Annotated in this window: 19 protein-coding genes and 1 pseudogene; 10 read left to right on the top strand and 10 right to left on the bottom strand. The window is 70.3% G+C overall.

Features of this window, described 5'->3' with window-relative positions; all coding sequences use genetic code 11:
* Nucleotides 1-62: 62 nt before the first annotated feature.
* Nucleotides 63-641, top strand: coding sequence for a TetR/AcrR family transcriptional regulator (locus ACFU7Z_RS22510; RefSeq protein ID WP_380779172.1), 579 nt, complete (start codon nucleotides 63-65; stop codon nucleotides 639-641).
* A gap of 135 nt (nucleotides 642-776) precedes the next feature.
* Here the strand turns inward: ACFU7Z_RS22510 and ACFU7Z_RS22505 are convergent, their stop codons facing one another.
* Nucleotides 777-1082, bottom strand: coding sequence for a hypothetical protein (locus tag ACFU7Z_RS22505; RefSeq protein ID WP_380779170.1), 306 nt, complete (start codon nucleotides 1080-1082; stop codon nucleotides 777-779).
* Between the two features lie 185 nt (nucleotides 1083-1267).
* Here ACFU7Z_RS22505 and ACFU7Z_RS22500 point away from each other — a divergent pair, with 185 nt between their 5' ends.
* Both ACFU7Z_RS22500 and ACFU7Z_RS22495 read left to right on the top strand, forming a co-directional pair.
* Complete coding sequence (locus ACFU7Z_RS22500; RefSeq protein ID WP_380779168.1) at nucleotides 1268-1588, top strand: hypothetical protein; 321 nt, start codon at nucleotides 1268-1270, stop codon at nucleotides 1586-1588.
* 98 nt (nucleotides 1589-1686) lie between these two features.
* Nucleotides 1687-2193: a nucleotidyltransferase domain-containing protein gene (locus ACFU7Z_RS22495; protein WP_380779166.1), complete on the top strand. Its 507-nt coding sequence runs from the start codon at nucleotides 1687-1689 to the stop codon at nucleotides 2191-2193.
* Nucleotides 2194-2403: 210 nt separating this feature from the next.
* On the opposite strand, the gene ACFU7Z_RS22490 is transcribed toward ACFU7Z_RS22495, so the two are convergent.
* Entirely contained in the window at nucleotides 2404-3018 is a 615-nt protein-coding gene (locus tag ACFU7Z_RS22490) for a hypothetical protein (protein WP_380779163.1), read from the bottom strand.
* A gap of 385 nt (nucleotides 3019-3403) precedes the next feature.
* Between ACFU7Z_RS22490 and ACFU7Z_RS22485 the strand changes: the two genes are divergently transcribed.
* Nucleotides 3404-5728, top strand: coding sequence for a protein kinase (locus tag ACFU7Z_RS22485; protein ID WP_380779162.1), 2325 nt, complete (start codon nucleotides 3404-3406; stop codon nucleotides 5726-5728).
* A 191-nt stretch (nucleotides 5729-5919) separates the two neighbouring features.
* Here ACFU7Z_RS22485 and ACFU7Z_RS22480 read toward each other — a convergent pair whose 3' ends face one another.
* Nucleotides 5920-6567, bottom strand: a complete 648-nt coding sequence (locus ACFU7Z_RS22480; protein WP_380779174.1) for an NADPH-dependent F420 reductase — start codon at nucleotides 6565-6567, stop codon at nucleotides 5920-5922.
* 77 nt (nucleotides 6568-6644) lie between these two features.
* Between ACFU7Z_RS22480 and ACFU7Z_RS22475 the strand changes: the two genes are divergently transcribed.
* Both ACFU7Z_RS22475 and ACFU7Z_RS22470 read left to right on the top strand, forming a co-directional pair.
* Nucleotides 6645-7016 (top strand): winged helix-turn-helix transcriptional regulator, encoded by a 372-nt coding sequence (locus ACFU7Z_RS22475; RefSeq protein ID WP_380779160.1) that lies wholly within the window; start codon nucleotides 6645-6647, stop codon nucleotides 7014-7016.
* Nucleotides 7017-7169: 153 nt separating this feature from the next.
* Nucleotides 7170-7580 carry a VOC family protein gene (locus tag ACFU7Z_RS22470; RefSeq protein ID WP_117486773.1) on the top strand — a complete coding sequence of 137 codons (411 nt, stop codon included), beginning with the start codon at nucleotides 7170-7172 and terminating at the stop codon, nucleotides 7578-7580.
* 423 nt (nucleotides 7581-8003) lie between these two features.
* Here ACFU7Z_RS22470 and ACFU7Z_RS22465 read toward each other — a convergent pair whose 3' ends face one another.
* The 3 genes from ACFU7Z_RS22465 to ACFU7Z_RS22455 form a co-directional block, all read right to left on the bottom strand.
* The gene (locus ACFU7Z_RS22465; RefSeq protein WP_380779157.1) at nucleotides 8004-8126 is read right to left on the bottom strand and encodes a transposase; all 123 of its coding nucleotides are present in this window, start codon (nucleotides 8124-8126) and stop codon (nucleotides 8004-8006) included.
* Nucleotides 8127-8293: 167 nt separating this feature from the next.
* Complete coding sequence (locus ACFU7Z_RS22460; protein ID WP_380779155.1) at nucleotides 8294-8845, bottom strand: hypothetical protein; 552 nt, start codon at nucleotides 8843-8845, stop codon at nucleotides 8294-8296.
* Between the two features lie 14 nt (nucleotides 8846-8859).
* On the bottom strand, nucleotides 8860-9294 hold the full coding sequence (locus ACFU7Z_RS22455) for an ATP-binding protein (protein ID WP_380779153.1): 435 nt from the start codon (nucleotides 9292-9294) through the stop codon (nucleotides 8860-8862).
* A gap of 161 nt (nucleotides 9295-9455) precedes the next feature.
* Between ACFU7Z_RS22455 and ACFU7Z_RS22450 the strand changes: the two genes are divergently transcribed.
* The 4 genes from ACFU7Z_RS22450 (at nucleotide 9456) to ACFU7Z_RS22435 (ending at nucleotide 12065) form a co-directional block, all read left to right on the top strand.
* A complete protein-coding gene (locus ACFU7Z_RS22450; RefSeq protein WP_375873524.1) occupies nucleotides 9456-10403 on the top strand; it encodes a helix-turn-helix domain-containing protein in 948 nt (315 codons plus the stop codon).
* The gene (locus ACFU7Z_RS22445) at nucleotides 10360-10497 is read left to right on the top strand and encodes a DUF397 domain-containing protein (protein ID WP_369808269.1); all 138 of its coding nucleotides are present in this window, start codon (nucleotides 10360-10362) and stop codon (nucleotides 10495-10497) included. Before ACFU7Z_RS22450 ends, ACFU7Z_RS22445 begins: the two co-directional genes overlap by 44 nt.
* Complete coding sequence (locus ACFU7Z_RS22440; protein ID WP_380742897.1) at nucleotides 10494-10685, top strand: DUF397 domain-containing protein; 192 nt, start codon at nucleotides 10494-10496, stop codon at nucleotides 10683-10685. The genes ACFU7Z_RS22445 and ACFU7Z_RS22440 overlap by 4 nt, the downstream gene beginning before the upstream one ends.
* A gap of 216 nt (nucleotides 10686-10901) precedes the next feature.
* Nucleotides 10902-12065 carry a serine hydrolase domain-containing protein gene (locus ACFU7Z_RS22435; protein WP_380779152.1) on the top strand — a complete coding sequence of 388 codons (1164 nt, stop codon included), beginning with the start codon at nucleotides 10902-10904 and terminating at the stop codon, nucleotides 12063-12065.
* Nucleotides 12066-12088: 23 nt separating this feature from the next.
* On the opposite strand, the gene ACFU7Z_RS22430 is transcribed toward ACFU7Z_RS22435, so the two are convergent.
* The 4 genes and pseudogenes from ACFU7Z_RS22430 to ACFU7Z_RS22415 all read right to left on the bottom strand — a co-directional run.
* Entirely contained in the window at nucleotides 12089-12841 is a 753-nt protein-coding gene (locus tag ACFU7Z_RS22430) for a phosphotransferase family protein (protein ID WP_380779150.1), read from the bottom strand.
* Between the two features lie 143 nt (nucleotides 12842-12984).
* Nucleotides 12985-13170 (bottom strand): hypothetical protein, encoded by a 186-nt coding sequence (locus tag ACFU7Z_RS22425; RefSeq protein WP_074006057.1) that lies wholly within the window; start codon nucleotides 13168-13170, stop codon nucleotides 12985-12987.
* A 290-nt stretch (nucleotides 13171-13460) separates the two neighbouring features.
* Nucleotides 13461-13865, bottom strand: a complete 405-nt coding sequence (locus ACFU7Z_RS22420; protein WP_380779148.1) for a hypothetical protein — start codon at nucleotides 13863-13865, stop codon at nucleotides 13461-13463.
* 206 nt (nucleotides 13866-14071) lie between these two features.
* A pseudogene (locus ACFU7Z_RS22415) lies at nucleotides 14072-14566 on the bottom strand (DinB family protein); the annotation flags it as partial.
* Between the last annotated feature and the right edge of the window lie 195 nt (nucleotides 14567-14761).

Raw genomic sequence — 14761 nt, 5'->3', positions numbered from 1 at the left:
ACTCTTGTCCCATCATCGTAGCAGGATGATGGGACAAGAGTCCCATCACATATGCTGATCCCATGAGTCGATGGGAACCAGGTGCGCGTGAACGCCTCGTCGTGGCCGCGGTCGACCTGTTCACGGAGCAGGGGTACGACGCCACGACGGTCGCGCAGATCGCCGAGCGCGCCGGGGTCACCAAGAGCACCTTCTTCCGGCACTTCCCCGACAAGCGCGAGCTGCTGGTCGCCGGGCAGGAGACGCTGAGCCGGCTGCTGACCGAGGGCATCGCCGAAGCGCCCGGTGACGCCAGCCCGCTGGAGGCCGTCGCCGCCGGTCTCGAGCGCGCCTCGACCGCGATGGGCCCGGCCACCCGCGAACTCGCCCCCCGCCTGAAGGCGGCCATCGCGGCCAGCGCCGAGCTTCAGGAACGCGACACCCTCAAGACCGTCAGCCTCGCGGCCGCGATGACCGCCGCGCTGGTCGCCCGCGGCGTACCCGATCCGATCGCGGCCCTCGCGGGCGAGCTGGGCGTCCTCGCCTTCAAGCGGGGGTACGCCGAATGGGCCGAGGGCGACGGTGGTGCAGAGCAGGCGCTCGCCGGGTACGTCCTGGCGGCCCTGGACGAGCTGCGCGCGGCGAGCGCATCGCTGGGCTGACCGGAAGGTCATCGTCCAGCGCCGGAGCGGCAGACGAGAAGCAGGCCTGACAGCTGCGGATTCGCGGTCGGGACGCCCGCGAAGCTCACCCCCAGGGCCTCACGCCATGCGGTTGATCAACGATCCGACGCCTCCTCAGGCCGCGATGTCCTGGCCGATCGCCCGCAGGACGTCGGCGAGCCACACCAGGTGGTACCCCACCGCGCGATCCGGCTCGGCGAGGAGGCCGGTCAGGTGCTGCCAGGACTCGGAGAGCTGACCGATCGTGAGCTCGTCCGGGGCTCGGTAGACGTCGTAGAGGCCGTCCGGGGGGACGGACCAGAAGTAGTCCTTGTCCAGGGCGACGGTGTCGCCGGGTGTGGCGGCCTCGATGTGGCGTAGTACCAGGTCGAACGATCGGCGCAGGTCGGCAAGGGGGATGGACAGGGGTTCATCGGCCATGGGGATCAGTATCGGGCCTGTGCGACGGCGCTCGCTCCGGCTTTTCCGGCCGCCCGGCTCGGATCACCATGCGGCTGCGGGAGAAGTCGGTGGAGCCGACTTCCTGTGCGCGGGGGTGGTTGGGAGCTTGGGCTGAGCACGTCGGCCGCCCGCACGGTGTGCTCGGCGCTGTGAAAGGCTGGGGCATGCCCTCTCACCTGCGGTTCTGCTTCGACTACGGCGTCGACACCCCGTTGTGGCCGGGCCCTCACAGCGCTCCCGACCTCGACAGCCCCTACGAATACCCCTGCGTCCTGGAGAAGCTGCCCATCACCCCGGCCACCCGGAACGAACTCACCAGACTCGCCGACCTGTACCAGTCCTCCCTCGACTGGGACCACCCGGCCGGCCCCTCGCCCTGGACCCGGGACCAGCAGGAATCGTTCCGAAGCGAGGCCGACGTGGCGCTGGAGGCGCTGCGCCGCGAGCTGGGCGACGACTGGACGGTCGAGGACCGCAGGCACTGAACCCGCGCTCGCGGGCCGGGCCGTAGTCGGTGGCGAACGGCGCCGGACCGGCGGGTATCTCGGTGGCGACAGCTCGTCCGCGCTGCCAGAGTGCCCTGGTGCTGAAGGAATCCGATGTACTCGAAGTGCTGGACCTGCTCAAGAGCGCAGGGGCCGCAGCCTGGGTGGACGGCGGCTGGGGTGTGGACGCCCTGATCGGGGAGACGACCCGAAGCCATGCGGACCTCGACCTGGTCGTCCTGTTGGACCAGCTCGACGTGGTGCGAGACGCGCTGGCCGAGGCCGGGTTCACGGAGCTCCTGCGGGACTGGCTGCCCGCCGCGCTTGCCGTCGCGGACGGTGCCGGCCGGGAGATCGACCTGCACCCCGTCCTCGGCTCCTCCCGCGAGGGCGGGGTGCAGCTTCTCCCGGGCGGTGAACGGTTCCACTACCCGCCGCCGGTGACCGGGACCATCGGCGGGCGCCAGGTCCCGTGTGTCGACGCGGCGACGCAGGTGCGGTGTCACCTCGGCTATGAAGCCACGGACAAGGACCGACAGGACATGGCACGGCTGCACGCCGGCACAGGAGTCGAGCTTCCCCTGGACTACATGCCTGCGCCCTGAAGGCCGTTGCTCCGATCTTGAGGGCTGCCGCTCGGACGGGAGTCTCGATCGGGTGGCTCCGGCGGACCTGGGCCGGTGGTTGAAGGGCGAGGGCTGGAGTTGAGCGGCTGAGTCGGGGCTGCGCAGGAAGTCGGCGGGGTCGACTTCCTGCGTGCGGCGGGTGGTTGGAGGCCTGGCCGTGGCGGCAGGGGGCCGGCCGTGTCCGCGGATTCAGTGCGGTAGGTGCTTCGACCAGTCTCCTCCGGGGCGGTAGGCGCGGCCGTCGCCGAGCTGCCTCGTCCCGCCGGGTACGACGTCGTCGTGGTACGGGTACTGTTCCGTCACCGCCGCGAGCAGGAACTCCAGGAAGCCGCCCTCGAACAGGTCCCACTCCCGCATCGAGTGGAACTTGGCGGCGACCGGCCAGCGGTCCGGGTCCGGGCCTCGCGTCAGCCAGAAGAAGTGGTCCGAGTTGGAGTTGTTGGCCCACTTCAGCAGCCCGCCCTCGGCGGGGAACAGCGGGTACGGGCACTCGTCGTGGTCCCCGTCCCGATAGGCCTCGGCCAGCCAGGCGCAGTATCCGTAGGGATCGGTCGTGTCGTACAGGAATCCCTCGAAACCGAGCGGCTGACTGACCTGGGAACTGGGCGCCGCCGACGGTGCGTAGATGTGCAGTTCGTCGCTGATGCTGACCATCCCGTAGCGGTCGACGAACGCCCGGTAGCCCGCGGGCAGCTGGAAGCCGAGCACCTCGGGCCCGAGCTCCCAAGGGACCGGGACCACTCCGCCCGCGGGCGGTGGCCCGATGACCGCGCCGAGCCGGTCCAGTGTCTCCTCGATGTCCACGCCCACTCCCGTCAGCCGTTCGTTCCGGCCGGAGGCTATCCGCTGCCGGTGACACCGGAGGCGGGCGGCCCCACTTCCCTGCCCGGCCGACCAGCGGGCCGTCAAGGCGAGCCGCCGGTCCGTGGGGTTCGTCTCGGGGGCGAGGTCCTGGAGTGGTCGACCGGGCGGTCCGGCGCGAACCGGTGTGAACCGGCGCGGTCCGGCGCGAACCGGCGCGGGCGTCGGGGCCGGGCGCCGGACGGTTACGGTTCGGGGCCCGAACCGGCGCACGTCCTCGCTATGCTCTGTACTCGACCTGACGTTCCGTCACCATCCAACCGCGTAAGGGTTTCGCATGGACTCGAGTTCCGCACCGAACAGGCTCGTCGGCGGACGGTTCAGGCTGGTGAGAGCTCTGGCGGCCGGGGGCATGGGCCAGGTCTGGGAGGCCAGGGACGAACTGCTGGACATCGAGGTCGCGGTGAAGGAGGTCCGTTGGGAGGAGGAGGACCTCTCCGAGGACGAGCACGAGCAGGCCATCGCCCGGGCCATGGCGGAAGCCCGCCACGCGGCCGCGCTCCGCGACCACCCCAACATCGTCACGGTGCACGACGTGGTGGTGGAGGACGGCGGCCCGTGGATGGTGATGCGGCTGGTCCGCGGCCGTTCGCTGGCACAGGTGCTCCGGGCCGACGGGCCGTTGGGGCCGGAGCGGGCCGCCGAGGTGGCCGTCGGGGTGCTGCGGGCGCTGGCCGCTGCGCACCGGGTGGGCATCCTCCACCGCGACGTGAAGCCGTCGAACATCATGCTGGCCGACGACGGCGGGGTGCTGCTGGCCGACTTCGGCATCGCCAAGAACCACGCGGGCACCGTGCTGACCACCACCGGGTCCCTGGTCGGGACGCTGGACTACATCGCCCCGGAGCGGCTGGCCCACGAGCCGGACACCCCGGCCGTCGACCTGTTCAGCCTCGGCGCGACGCTGTACGAGGCCGTCGAGGGGGTGTCGCCGTTCCGGCGGGAGACGACCGCGATGACGATCGCCGCCGTCGCGCTCGCCCTCGTCCCGCCGCCCCAACGGGCGGGCAGGCTGACGCCGTTGATCACCGCGCTGCTCTCCCGGGACCCGGCCGGTCGGCCCGACGCGGCGGCGGGGCTGGCCATGCTCGACGGCCCCGGACCGGCGGTCGGGGGCGCCGGTCCGCAGCACGACCCCGTAGCGGCGGAACCGACCGGCGGACCGGCGGTCGCTGCCACGCCCACCGAGCCCGACCTCCCGGTCTCTCCTCCGGTCACCCCTCCGGCCACCCCTCCGGCGACGGCGACGGCGACGCCGGCACCGACATCGACGGCAACACCGGCACCGACCGCGCCCCGCCCCGGACGGCTGCGGGAGCCCCGGACCCGGATCGCGCTGGCCACCGCGGTCGCCGTCGTCTGCGCGTCGGTCCTGTCCTGGGCCCTGCTCCGGAGCGATGACGACGCCGGCCGCGGCGCCGGCGCCGCGGCTTCCTCGCCCGCCCGGGACACCGGGGCCCCCTCGGCCTCTTCCGTCCCCTTGCCCTCCTCGACATCCTCGGCCTCCTCACCCGCCCAGGACGCCGCCATGACGGCCACGGCGACGCCCGGGAACGCGGCCGGTCCGGCGGTGTCCGACGACCAGCACCTCCGTGTCTTCACGGCGTACAAGGACCAGCAGCTCCTGGAGAGCTACGTGGACCTCGGCAACGAGGCGGCGAAGCTCCGGCAGAGCCCGAACCCGGGCCAGGTCAGGGTGGTGGACTACGCACTCAAGTCCGAAGACCCCACCATCCCCCAGGTGCTGGCCGGCACCCGCCCGGTGGCGGTGCTCGACAAGGGCATCGTCCGGGTGTTTCTCGTGAACTCCGTGAACAAGCACCTGACGGAGGCCCGGTTGGAACCCAACAAGGACTGGCAGGCCACCGACCTCGGTGATCAGGAGGTCCGGAGCACTCCGACCGCGGCGGTACTGGACGGGAAGGTCAACGTGTTCACCGTCGGCGTGGACAACCACCTGCGGCGGTCCTACCTGGACGACTCGGGCTGGGGGAGGCAGGACCTGCACGACGACCTCGGGCTTCTGGGCGCGGGGCAGCTGCCCGCCGCGCCGGTCGCCGCCGGCACCGCGCCGGTGGCGGTGGTGGAGGGGGATTTGGTCAGGGTGTACACGATCACGAAGGACCAGCAGCTCCAGGAGTCGTCGCTGAGGATCGGCGAGAAGTGGAACATCTTCACCATGACCGGCGTGCCGTCGTCCGCCATGACGCCGAGCGCGGTGGTGCACGACGGGGTGACGAGCGTCTTCACCGTCAACAGCGGCGACGGCCATCTCTCGGAGGCCCGGCTGACGCCTCCGGGGACGTCGGCGGGCGGCACGCAGGATGCAGGGTGGCGACTCCACGACCTGACCAAGGACTTCCGGGTGCCGGCGCCGCGCTCCGCCCCGGCGGCCCTGGTGCACGGCGGGACCACCAGCCTGTTCCTGGTCGACAGGAACGGCCTGCTGACCGAGACGAAGGCGGCGGGCGGCGGGTGGGCGCCACAGGACTCCCTGGCGAACGCCGGTGTTCAGCAGGTGGCCGACGGCTTCGAGCCGGCGGTGGTGGACCACGGCGGCGTCACCCGTGTCTACACGGCCCGCCGGAGCGACGGGAAGCTCCAGGAGACCGCGTTGCGGAACGGCACGTGGAGCACCGAGGTCGTGGGGTGAGCGGGGTGGCCCGGACGGCGCCGGCCGTCCGGGCCGTCGGTCTTCTGCCACCTCCGTGGACGTGGTGATCGCAGCCGCGACCAGTACGCGCGGGAAGGAACGGCAGAGCGGGTCCCCGCACCAGGCGGCCGCGTGAGAAGTCGGCGGGTCCGACTTCCTGTGCGGGGCGGGTGGTTGGGAGCCATCGCGGATCAGGAGGGATCGACGCCCGCGTACTCCAGCGGCGGCGCGATCGCCTGAGCGTCCGCGCCTTCGCCCACCCACAGGCCGATCAGGAACGCCGCCGTCGCCTCCAGGAGGCCTGCCCGGTCGAGCCCTCCTCCGTTGAGCGGTACGCAGCCGAGGTCGCGAACGAGGTGTCCGACGGTGTCGAGGGCCGGCGCGTCGTCGCCGCAGAGCGGCACCGCGAGGGGGCGTCCGCCGAAGACGGTCGGGGCCCTGCGCCACACGCTCTCGTGGCAGAGGTTGAACGCCTTGACCACGGACGCGCCGGGCGCCGCGGCCGCGATGCGCTCGGCGGCCGACGGCCCGCCATGGGTCTCCAGGACGAAACCCGGGGCGATCGGGTTGGTGCAGTCGACCAGCGTCCTTCCCCGTGCGGCGTCGGCCAGGCCGGAGACCACGCCGATCGCCGCCGCGTACGGCACGGCCAGCAGCACCGCGTCCAGGCCGTGCTCGACCGCGTCCCGCGGGGTCCCCGTCCGTCCGCCGATCTGGTCGGCGAGTTCGGCGGCGCGGCCGTCGTCCCGCCCGCCCACCAGCACGTCGTGCCCGGCCCCCGCCCACCGGGTGCCCAGCACCCGCGCCATTGCGCCGGTACCGATGATTCCGATCCTCATCATGACCAACCTCCTTGTGACGACCTGCCAGTCGGAACAGGGAGACAGTAGGAAAGTCCTGGGGCACCATCTGGTAAGTGATCCCTGACCACGGCTTCCTCGCCGACTGCCGAGCCCGGCTCGCCTTCGACCTGCTCGCCAACACCTGGAACGCCGTCCTGGTGTGGGCGCTGCGCGACGGGCCCGCGCGGCCCGGCGAACTGCGCGAGCGGATCGGCGGGATCAGCCCCAAAGTCCTCACGGAGACGCTGCGCCGGCTCCAGTCCGACGGGTTGGTGGAACGCCGCGCGTACGCCGGGTCGCCACCGCGCGTGGAGTACACCCTCACCGGGTTGGGGCGGACACTCCTGGAGCCGATCGAGGCGTTCGGCGCCTGGGCCTTCGAACACGGCGAGGACGTGATGGCGGCCCGGGACCGGGCGGAGGCAACCGGGCACGGTCGCGACTGACGCCGATCACGACGGCACAGCCGGAGCGCCAAGCGGCTCCGCCGAAGCCCGCTGCCGATCCGAACCTGCGGTACGAACCCGGCCACCCCTGGTGAACGGGGTCTGGGGGCGCCTGTCTCGAAGTCGGGTGCGAGCTTGTGGCAAGATCGCGGGATGCTGCGACTCACCGATTTCATCATCGACTGCCCGGACACGATGAAGCTGGCGGCTTTCTACTCCGAGGTGACGGGCCGTCCGATCAAGGAAGGCAGCTCGGAGGACTGGGCCGGCATCCAGTTCGGCGAGATCGAGCTGGCATTCATCCGGGTGGACGACTACCGCGCTCCGCAGTGGCCCGACAGCGAGCACCCCAAGCAGTTCCACCTCGACTTCGAAGTGGACGAGATCGAGCCCGAGCAGCGCCGCGTCCTCGACCTCGGCGCGACGCTGAGGCAGGACTTCATCGGCCCCAACGGCTACGGCTGGCAGGTCTACACCGACCCGATCGGCCACCCCTTCTGCCTGTGCCGCAACAAGGGCGTCATCTGGACCGACCAGGGCCCGGTCTGGCCCGAGCGCGGCTGACGCGGCCTTGGTGAAGTCGGCTGCTGATCCTTTGACATGACGACGATCCTGCGGCACCCCCGACCTGGGTTCATGTGGGATTGGTGGGCAGTGGACGCCCACGGTTTCCTCGTGCAGTTCAGTTGCGGGCCCGCACCTGAGCATCTACTGGTGCATGTAGACCGTGTCGACGCTGCGGCTGCATGGGCCGAGGAGAACCGTCCCGCATGGTTCAGCCGTGCGCCCTCATCGCTTCACGCCTTCAGCTGCGACGGCGAGCTACCGGTCTACACCCGCAACAGCGTCCCGGACTCCCCGCTGCGACTGTCCGACGCCCCGGCAGCCGTCGCGGAGGTTGCGGCCCTGGTTGAACTGCACAGAGCAGTGGGAGACGCCTGGACGGTCTACCTCGACGAGGGATGGGTCTAGGCAGCCCGGCTGGAGTCACCTGGCCGACCGGATGACGACGGGGGCGATGGCCCACGTGCCGTCGGCGGCCCACTCCCGCAGCCGGTTGTGGGCGCCCTTCCACGAGCCGAAGCGCTCAGGCAGATCCATCCACGGCACCCCGGTGCGCTACTTGAAGGCGATCGCGCCGATCACCTGCCGGTGATCACGCCACTGCCCTCCCCGCCGAGGTGTCGGATCCGGCGGTAACGGCTCGATCCTTGCCCACTGGGTGTCAGTCAATGACGCACACATCAACCAGCGATCGGATGATCCGAAGGAACGGCCTAGGTTCGGGCGGCTCGGGCGCGGCAGTGGGCGAGGGCGTACTTGATGCGGGTCTCGGAGTGGTGGGTGGTGGTGAGGAGTTCGCCGGCCGTGACGAGGGTGGCCCAGTACAGGGCGGGGTCGCCGGTGCGGGGCATGGGGCGGGCGGCGGTGAGGGAGAGGTAGGCGGTGGTCAGGTTGCCGGTGGTGAACCAGCGCTGGAGACCGTGCTGGTGGCCGGGGCGGATGCCGCCCATGGCGTCGACGGCGGTGATGAAGAGGTCGACGATGGCGAGTTCGGTGTCGGTGAGGGACTTGGGGATGTCGAAGACGCCGAGGGCTTCGAGGAGTTCGCCGGTGTCGGTCTCGGAGTCGGGGCGGGGGTCGGCGAGCAGGGCGTCGTAGCAGTCGTTGAGGCGTCGGGTGGTCTCGGCGAGGGGGATGGTGAGGGCGAGGCAGACGGCGCGGGCGGAGGGGAGGGGCTTGCGGGTGCGGCGGGCGAGGAGGGCGTAGGTATCGGCGGGGGTCCGGCCGCGGGAGAGGGCGTGGCGGGCCAGGGTCGTGAGGTGCATGGGGGTTGGGTCTTTCAGGCGGTGGCGAGGGCGGAGATGGGGGCCGGGGCGATGAGCACCCAGACGAACTTGCCGATGTCGTCGGGGCGGGAGGTGCAGCCCCAGCGTTCGGCGAGTTCGTCGACGAGGAACAGGCCGCGCCCGTGCTCGTCGGAGGGGGTGGGGGTGTGGAGGGACGGTCGGCCGCTGCCGGCGTCGTGGACTTCGAGGCGGAGGCGGGAGTTGATCAGGGCGATGCGGATCTCGATGTGGCGGTCGTCGGGGGCGTCGGAGTGCTGGACGGCGTTGGCGAAGAGCTCACCGAGGAGGAGTTCGGCGGTGTCGGCGTAGCGGTCGCCGGAGGGCAGGCCCGCGAGATAGGCCCGGAGCAAGTACCTCGCCAGGGGCGTGGATTCGATGCAGGAGTCGAGACGCGCGACGAAGGCACGGGGCCGGCGGGACATGAGCATGGGGACACCTCATGGGGGCAGAGGGGGCGTGCGACAGGAGCGCGCACAGTCACGCTGTGCATGCAGATGATTGCGTTCCGGTCTCAATGATCCGGGCTTCGGATGTACGGTGATGGCCGAAATCAGGTACCACGCACCTGCGGTACGTCAGGGGGTCTGACATGGCACACCGGCGACTCGTCAACGAGGTGACGGCCAGTTCGGCGCGGTTGTTCGGCGAAGAGCTGCGCTTCTACCGGGAGGCGACGGGCTACACGCAGGAGCAGTTGGCGAAGCTGCTGCACTCCACCAGGCCGAATATCACACGGTTTGAGTCCGGCAAGAGGCGCATGCCGCCGGACATGGTCATGCAGGCCGACGTACTGCTTGGCGCCGACGGGGCGCTGAAGCGGCTCTGGGATCGGGTGGACTGGAACGCCGAAGTTGAACACCCGGATTGGTTCCAGACTCATGCCGACGCGGAGTCCGAGGCTGTGGCGGCCAGAGTCTTTCAGATCGCGGTGATGAACGGGCTGTTGCAATGCCGCGAGTATGCGGAAGCCGTTTTTGCGGTCAGCGATGCGGCCGGTAAGCCGGAGATGATCAAGCAGCGAACGCAGGCTCGGTTGGCTCGGCAGAAGCGATTCCTGGAGCCGGGCGGGCCGCCCTTGCTGGCGATCCTGGACGAGAGTTGCATTCGAACCGTCTATGGCGGGCCTGGCGTGATGGTGCGTCAGATGGAGCACCTGCTGGCGGTTGCAAAGCTTCCGAACATCGTGATCCAAGTTGTGCCGTTCACGTGTCGACAGGCCAGCGTTGATGTCTCAATGGTGCTGCTGGAGATGCCTGACGGACGAACCTGTGTGTATTCCGAGAGCCTCGATCGCGGGCATTCCAGCGATGTTCCGGAGATCGTTGCGCGGCATCGCTGGAGCTATGATCTGCTCCATGGGGCGGCGCTGCCAGTGGCCGACTCGCTCGCGCTGTTCGCGGATGCGCTGGAAGGGTTCAGGGATGACGAGGAACGAGTTCGACGTGGCCGTCTGGCGCAAGAGCAGCTACAGCGGGGGCAACGGCGGCAACTGCATCGAGGTAGCCCCCGGATTCCCCGGTCTCGTCCCCGTGCGTGACTCCAAGGACCCGCGCGGCCCGGCGCTCGTCTTCCCCTCCGCTGCCTGGGGCTCCTTCATTGCCGCGATTCAGGAGGGTAAGTTCCCTGCATGAGTCTGGTCTGGCGCAAGAGCAGCTACAGCGGGGGCAACGGCGGCGACTGCATCGAGGTAGCCCCCGGATTCCCCGGTCTCGTCCCCGTGCGTGACTCCAAGGACCCCTATGGCCCGGCGCTCGTCTTCCCGTCCGCCGCCTGGAAGTCGTTCATCGCCGTGATCCGGTCCGGTGACTTCCCTGAGTGAACCCGCTGCGGCGCCTCCGGGGGCCGTCGGGGTCGGGGCCCTGCCCAGGTCGTAGCCGCCTTGTCCAAGGGGTCCGACCTGGTAACGAGAAGGGGTCGATCCCAGGGTCGACGCTCCGCCGCCACTCGGCTGGAACAGTGTCAACCACCTGACCAAGAGCGGGAGTTGGCGACAACTTCCGATGGGATCGCGGAGGTTGCCATGGTGGGTGCATCGATGCACGGACTTGTCCGCATAGCGGCGGTCGTGCTGGCGGGAGCGGGCCTGGTGACGGGCGTGGCCCCTTCGGCGGGTGCGGATCCGGTGCGGCGGGTCGACCGGGCGGCGCTGGACGCCGGCCTGCGGGCCGTGGTGGCGCCGGGCGGTGCCACCGCCGCGCTCGGCCTGGTGCGCGAGGACGGCCGCACCCTCTGGAAGGGTGCGGCCGGAACCGCCAACCTCGCCACCGGGGAGCCCGCCGCACCCCGTGACCGCTACCGAATCGGCAGCTCGACCAAGACCTTCGTCGCCACCGTCGTCCTCCAACTCGTCGCGGAGCAGCGGATCAGCCTGGACGACCCGGTCGAGAAGCACCTGCCAGGCGTTCTGCGCAACGGCGCCGCCATCAGCATCCGCCAACTGCTCAACCACACCGGCGGCCTCTACAACTACACCTCGGACCCTGCCTTCTCCTACGACGACGACGCCTCGTTCCAGACCTGGCTCAGCACCGACCGCTGGAAGTCGCGGACGATGGCGGAACTCGTCGCCGTCGCCGAGAGCCACCCGCCGTACTTCCCGCCCGGGCAGGACTGGTACTACTCCAACACCGACTACATCCTGCTCGGCATGCTCATCGAGCGGACCACCGACCGTAGTTGGCAGCAGGAGGTCGAACGCCGCATCATCCGGCCGCTCGGCCTGCACGAGACCACCATGCCGGAGAACGACCCCACCGTCCCCGGCCGCCACACCCGCGCCTACGCCAGCACGCCCGGCGGCCCGGTGGACATCACGCAGTTCAACCCGACCATCGCCGGCCCGTCCGGCGCCGGCATCTCCACCACCGCCGACCTCGCCACCTTCCTCTCCGCCCTGCTCGGCGGACGACTCCTCGGGCCTGCCGAACTCGCCGAGATGAAGCACACCACAGGCCTCGGACGCGGCGCCGACTACGGCCTCGGCCTGGAGCGCACCCCCACCCCGTGCGGAGACTTCTGGGGCCACCGCGGCGACAGCATCGGCTACAGCAGCACCATGCTCGCCGACGACACCGGACAGCGCCAGGTCGTGCTCTCCCGCAATCCGTACGACCCTGCCGGGATGCCCGCCTCCGCGGCTGCCTTCAATGCCCTCGTCACCGCTGCGGCCTGCGCCGGCCGGACGGCCCAGGATTCCTGACAGGGCGTTGGCCCCGACGGTCCTCACATCCGGGCTTTCAGCGCGTCGACCTCGCAGCCCGGCGCGAAGGGGTCGAAGCCGTGCTCGATCAGCCAACGGACCGCCAGCAGGCTCCGCAGCGACCACCACGCGTGGATCACGGCGAGGTCGACGTCGACATCGGTGCCATAGCCGGCGATGACGTCGTCGAGGTGCTCCTCGTGGCCGAGCGTGAAGGTGGCGAGGTCGTACAGGGCGTCGCCCTGCCCGGCCTCGGACCAGTCGATGATGCCCGTGACCTCGTCGCCGTCGACGAAGACGTGTGCGATCTGCAGGTCGCCGTGCGTGAACGCCGGGGTCCACGGCCGGAACGCGGCCTTGGCGACCCGGCGGTTGCGGGCGACCAGGTCGACGGGCAGGACACCGCTCGTCACCAACACCCCGCACTCCTCGTCGAGTTCAGCCTCCAGCGCGGCGACGCTCCGGCCCGCCCGGCCGGGCCGGGGCGGCAGTGGCGCGTCGTGCAGCTTCCGGATGGCGGCGCCCGCCGCCGCCCACGCGGCCGGTGACCCGGTCGACGGCCCGCCGAGGCGCCCGAGCGTCGTCCCGGGGACCGCGGCGAGCGCGAGTACGGGCGGCTTGCGCCACAGCACCTCGGGCGTCGGGACCGGCGCGAGGGACATCGCCTCGACCTCGCGGTCGATGCGCGTCTGATCGGCGTCCACCTTCAGGAACACGTCGCCGACGCGCAGGGTCGCGCGTTCGGAATGGGCGACGACGACTTCGACCTCATCCATGGGCGACCAGTATTCCGGGGATCACCGCCGCCGTCGCCGGATTTACCGTGTGTGATCCGCCAACACCAGCCCTGTTGGCCGAGTGTGACGTGCTGTCCGGAAGCGGCTCCGGACAGCGCATGCGGGCCGGGCCTCGATCCCTGTCAGCCTGTCGCGAGCGCGAACACGATCAACGCCAGGAACAGCGTCAGGACCAGCGCCGGCAGCGCCGCGATGCCCAGGAATACGTAAGCGGCCCGCTTGGCGGCAGGCGTGCCGTGCTCCCTCAGAGCGGCGAAGCAGACCAGCGCCACCGCGACCACCGGCACCGACCAGAACACGACGAACATCCCATCCGGCATCTCCACCCCTTGCCACGCCGATGCGGGCCGATCGTAGTGCGATCCTGCCGGGGCGGCATTGCGGTCTGGTGCTTGCCCGGAAGCGGGATTCGGTAGGACGTTGCCTGTGGCACGCTGGCAACTCACCGACGAGCAGTGGACGTTCATCGAGCCCGGGCGTGCATGACACAGAACGGCTGCCGGTGCACAAGTGCCCGGGGGGAGGGCCGGCCCCGACAAACCGGGACGGCCGGTCGATCTTCGGATCGACCGGCCGTTTCGTTCTCCGTGGATGCCGGTCAGGTGGCGACGACGGTGGCCGCGGCCCCGCCGCGGTCGAGCTCGGCGTCGTAGATGTGCACGACCACGTTCACCGAGGACCTGATCCACGTGTCACCGGGCGAGGTGATGCCCACCGGGATGCTCACGGTCTCCCCGCCGGTGCAGGGGAGCTGGACCGAGCCGACGCCCGACACGGCGGATTGCGTGGCCTGGACGGTGATCTTGACCCAGTCGAATATCGGGAGGCACCGGTAGGTGACGGAGACGTTCAGTGTCCGCCCGGCATCCGCGACGGTGGCGCCGTTGACGCCTATGGAGAGTCCTCCGGCGCTCGCGGGCGCGGCTGCGAGGACCGTGCTCGCCATGGCAAGGGCGGGGACGGCCAGGAAACGGGCGAACTTGGTACGGGTAGGTGCGCTCATGACAACCTTCTCTCCGGCAGTGGCAACGGACGGGATGGGGTGATCCAGGGGAGCTTCCGAGCCCCCCATGCTGCGGTTCGCCACTGACCCGGGAGTCAGAAGAGTTGTGGATGTCCGGAATGACACCGCGATGTGGCGTGGAGCCGCCCACAAGCTCAGGATGACTCAATGAACGTCCGTTGCTCGTCGGCGAGTTGATCACGGCATCAGACGGCCTGAGCCTCGATCGGTGCGGCCGACCTGGCGGCCTGCTCGATCTTCGCGAAGTAGGCCGCACGGGCTTGCCCGTCGATCTGCTTCGCGTGTTCGGGGCGCATGCCGGTCCGGCCGTCGAGGCTCTCGCGGAGGATGTCGGCGTGCCCGGCATGGCGGTTGGACTCGCCGATGACATGGACCATGACGGCGAACAGGTTTGTGCCGGCATGAGGCTCCGGCCACCACGGCACGTGGCCCGGGGCGTCGAGGGGGAGTTCGTCGATCGTCGCGTCCGAGTGTTCCCATGTGCGCTGGTAGAACCCGATGATCTGATCGCGGGTCTCGTTCTCGGCCGCCCACAGATCGCCGCCGTCGGAGTCCTGCCACCGGGGCAGCGGTTCCGGGGAAGGGCGGTCGAAGACCTCGCCGAAGTACCTGGCCTCGACGGTGGCCACGTGTTTGACCAGGCCGAGGAGGTTGGTCCCGGACGCTGTCAGAGGGCGTTCGATAGGGGAATCCCCCCAACTGTCCGGCTTCCATTGGCGCGGCACGGACTCGGTTCCAGGATCTCGTAGCGGCTGGGCCCGCGTCAGCGGTATTGATCAATCGTGACGCAACGACGCCGGTACCCCTCGGACCTGAAGGACGACCAGTGGCAGCTCATCGAACCGATGCTGCTGCGCTGGCGGTCGGCTCGCGCC

The sequence above is a fragment of the Kitasatospora sp. NPDC057518 genome, from assembly GCF_042802075.1.
Lineage (GTDB): Bacteria > Actinomycetota > Actinomycetes > Streptomycetales > Streptomycetaceae > Kitasatospora.
The sequence above is the reverse complement of the archived record's forward strand: the minus strand, read 5'-3'. Positions and strand labels throughout refer to the sequence as shown.